The organism is Thermogemmatispora sp. (assembly GCF_019683755.1).
Classification (GTDB): Bacteria; Chloroflexota; Ktedonobacteria; order Ktedonobacterales; family Ktedonobacteraceae; genus Thermogemmatispora.
On record NZ_JADGHT010000389.1, the window covers coordinates 1 to 3941 of the forward strand.

Consider the following 3941-nt stretch of genomic DNA (forward strand, 5'->3'; position numbering starts at 1 on the left):
TACTTGATAGCTCGCGATTGAGTGATGTGCACACTAGGCAATTCCGAGACTTTAGGCTATATTACACCGACGCCGAGAAAAACGCAACGCATGGGAAAGAGCCTAGCAAGGCCGAGTAGAGGCCGTCTCTCACAAAATCATTAGCGGAGCCGCGATCGCTCTCCGGTCCCTCTTCAAGGAGACCCAGCAGCCTGAGTAAGTCAACTGAGCAGCTAACCAGGCTTACCACCCGTCGCCCGGGCGCTGTCTTTTCCCTGACTCCTCTCTCTCGCTCGCTAGACTCTCCCGTCACTGGCGATCATGACCGTATTTAGCAGCCATCCTCTTTACTTGCTGTTTCCCTCCTCGCTGGCTGGCTAGCTAGCGCATCGTGTGGCCAGATCACCTCGGGCAGAGCCGACCCGACCAGGAGGAGTGCTTCCTTTTTTGCATTGTATACAGGCAAGGGGCTCTGGTCAAGAAAGCTGGCCTGAGTGGTCTGGGGGTCAGGGATAGGGTAGGGGCAGCCGGCTAATATAGAGGAACGAAAGCTGAAAGGAGAAACCCAACAGGGTCATTCACCCCCGGAAGGCGCTGGCACTCATGCCGCACAGGCAGAGCGCTGGAGCGCCTGAGTCCCCAAGCCCGGCTAGTTAGTTAGAATGAGGGAGGATTCCTTGTGTCTAAAGACCAGGGCCATGCGTTTATGCGTAATAGGGTAGGCGGCAGAGAGGCACCGAGGCCAAAGGATGTCAATGAGCTGAGCTATTACTCGGGAAGCGAGGGAATGATCAGTAGGAGACAGGCGAAAAGGCCCAAGGCTGTTACCATATGAACACACGGGCCGTTCTTCTGGCAGGTTAGAGCGGCTGCCATAGCCTAGAATAGGGAATATGCCGCTCTGAGAGGGGCCGCAAACGTGATGCACATTGGGATTAATGCCCAGCTCTTATCATACAGCCAGAGCTATCGCAATAGCGGTGTCAGTCGCTATATTCGTCGGCTGCTTGAAGGACTGGCCCAGGAACCTGGCGAGTATCGCTATACAATTTTCGTCAATGGCCATGAAGTGGAGGAGCATCTGGCTCCTGTGGCGAGTCACCCACAGTTGACCTATGTCAGCGCCCCCTGGCCAGAAGAGCGGCCCTGGACACGAGTGGCCTGGGAACAACTCAAATTGCCAGGGGAGCTGCGCCAGCGACACATTCAGCTGCTGCACTCGCCGGTGAATGTGCTTCCTCTCCGGTTGCCGGCGGGTTGCCGTGGAGTGGTGACGCTTCACGATCTGGCTTTCCTCCGTTTCCCGGAGGTTCTCACCGGTCCTAAACGGCTCTACCAACGCACCTTTACGCTGCGCAGCCTGCGTCGCGCGACGCTGGTGATTACTGTCTCGGAAAGCACGCGTCGCGATGCTATCGAGCTGCTCTCTCTGCCGGAGGAACGCCTTCGCACCGTCTATCCCAGCATCGATGCGCGCTTTAGCGCCAGTCCGCGAGATGAGCAGGCAATTCAGGCGTTGCGCGCGCGCTATGGGCTTGAGAGTGGTTTTATTCTCTATCTGGGGACGCTAGAACCACGCAAAAATCTCGATACCTTGATTGAGGCCTTTGCTCGCCTGAAAGGCCAACACGGCATTCGAGAAAAGCTCGTGTTGGCAGGCAGCAAAGGCTGGCTCTATGAGGCGATCTTTGCTCGCGTTCGCAGTCTTGGGCTTGAGTCAGAAGTCCTATTCCCGGGCTTTATCGCGGACAGCGAGCAGGTTTTATGGTATCATGCAGCCACGGCCTTTGCTTATCCCTCCCTCTATGAAGGGTTCGGCTTGCCGGTGGCAGAGGCACTGGCCTGCGGGCTGCCGGTGGTCACCTCTTCTGTCTCCAGCTTGCCCGAAGCGGGCGCCGGCGTGGCCCTGACAGTCGAGCCACGCAATGTGGATGCCCTGGCGCACGCCCTGTATCGGGCACTCAACGATGAGAGTTATCGGCAGCACTGCCGCGCAATGGCCAGTATGGTGGCGGAACGCTTCTCGCTGCGCACAATGGCTCGCCGGATGCGAGCCATCTATGAGGAGGCTCTCAGCGAGGAGCAGAGGCAATTGTTGCAGTCTGAGCCGTGGCCGCAACGAGAGGAGCAAGATGTTTCTTCACTGGAGTGAGAAAACCTTCAATAAAGCAGGACTATGGCCGTGAAAGGTAGTGAACTCTCACAAGTACAGTTCTCTGGCACGTCAGAAGCAGGCTCGGTGGCCGCCAAACCGCAGGCCCAGGAGGCGGCTACCACCTCAGCGGTGGCTGGCTCCAGTGTGATGACAGGCACAACGGGGACAATGGGGGTGACTGGAGCCACTGGCCAGTTAACTCGCATTATCTCCCAGCGGCGTTCTCATCGCCGTCAGTGGCGCATCCTCGAGTGTCTGGTAATGGTGCTACTGGATGCGACGCTGGTAGCAATCTCGTTCTATCTTGCTTATCTGATCCGCTTCCAGCTGCTGTTTGAAAGTCCCTGGCTGGATCGCCTGCGCCGTGCCCTGACTGACGCCGGCCCTAGCCATGCCACTTTTATCCCTCTCGATAAGTTAACGGAGATGCAGATCGGCATCGTGATCGGAGCCATTGCCATTTTCGCGGTTCGCGGTCTCTATCGGCTGCGTCCAACCGGCACCTGGTTCCGTCAGATGTGGACGATCGTCAGCTCGGCTACCATCGGCATGGCCTTCCTGATCACCTACTACTTTGTCTTCCAGCCAACGGCCAATTCGCGCTTGCTGGTGCCTTTTGTCTGGGCCACTTCCATTGTATTGCTTTGCCTGGGACGCCTGATAGCTTCGGCCATCATGGGCATGCTCTATCAGCTCGGTTTGGGAGAGACACGGGTACTGGTGGTCGGCTCGGGTCGCCTGGCCAAGATGATTATGCAGCACATTACGGCTAATCCCAGCCTGGGCTATTCGATTGTAGGCTTCCTTCATGATCTGGAGAACCCGCCCGGCGACTTTGGCCGCTTCAAGATGCTGGGGACACTCGATGACCTAGGGATGGCGATCCGCTCGATGCAGGTTGATGAGGTAATCATTGCTCTGCCTTCCCATCTGCATGAGCAGGTGATCAGGACGGTGCGTCTCTGTGAACGGCTTGGCACTTCCTTTAAACTGATCCCCGATCTCTATGAGCTGAGCCTTTCGCGTATCGATATGGAGTCGATCGAGGGTATCCCCCTCATCGGCATCAAGCAGTCCTCGCTCAATCGCTGGCAGCGCGCTGTTACCCGGGTGGTTGATATTGTGGTCGCCAGTCTGGTGTTGGTCCTGGGTGCGCCGCTCTGGCTGTGCATCGCCCTGGCAATCCGCTTGGATTCCCCTGGTGGGGTGATCTATAAGTCGACGCGCATCGGGCTAAATGGTAAGCCTTTCCAGATGTATAAGTTCCGCTCGATGTATCAGAACGCTGATCAGATGCTGGCGGCTCTGCTCGATCGCAATGAGGCTCAGGGCCCGCTCTTCAAGATGCGCGATGATCCTCGTATGACGCGCGTTGGACGCTTTCTGCGCAAATTGAGTCTGGATGAGATCCCGCAGTTCATCAATGTCCTTAAAGGTGAGATGAGCCTGGTCGGCCCGCGCCCAGCCCTGCCACGTGAGGTAGCCCAGTATGAAGAGTGGCAGAAGGGCAGGTTAGCCATTAAGCCCGGCATCTCTGGCCTCTGGCAGGTGCGTGGCCGCAGCGACTTGAGCTTTGATGAGGGTGTGCTGCTCGATCTCTATTACATAGAGAATTGGTCGCTGCGTCTTTACTTCCAGATCTTGCTGCGCACTATTCCAGCGGTCATTTTCAGGCGGGGTGCATACTAAAAACGATGAGAGTGGCGCTCGTCCATGATTATCTGAACCAAATGGGGGGTGCAGAGCGTGTCGTTTTGGCCCTGCACGAGTTGTTTCCCGACGCCCCCCTCTATACTTCTATCTATGA

2 protein-coding genes and 1 pseudogene are annotated in these 3941 nt (G+C 57.0%); all 3 read left to right on the forward strand.

All coding sequences use genetic code 11. From position 1 onward, the window contains the following. The first annotated feature begins 901 nt into the window (after positions 1–901). On the forward strand, positions 902–2131 hold the full coding sequence (locus tag IRZ24_RS17695; protein WP_297167177.1) for a glycosyltransferase family 1 protein: 1230 nt from the start codon (positions 902–904) through the stop codon (positions 2129–2131). Between the two features lie 87 nt (positions 2132–2218). Next, positions 2219–3823, forward strand: a complete 1605-nt coding sequence (locus IRZ24_RS17700; RefSeq protein WP_297167173.1) for a sugar transferase — start codon at positions 2219–2221, stop codon at positions 3821–3823. A gap of 5 nt (positions 3824–3828) precedes the next feature. Then, positions 3829–3941, forward strand: a pseudogene (locus tag IRZ24_RS19890) (glycosyltransferase family 4 protein); the annotation flags it as partial.

Excerpts from the sequence above, each read along its gene's own strand:
- IRZ24_RS17695 (WP_297167177.1), top strand. The coding sequence starts at position 902 with ATGCACATTGGGATTAATGCCCAGCTCTTATCATACAGCCAGAGCTAT.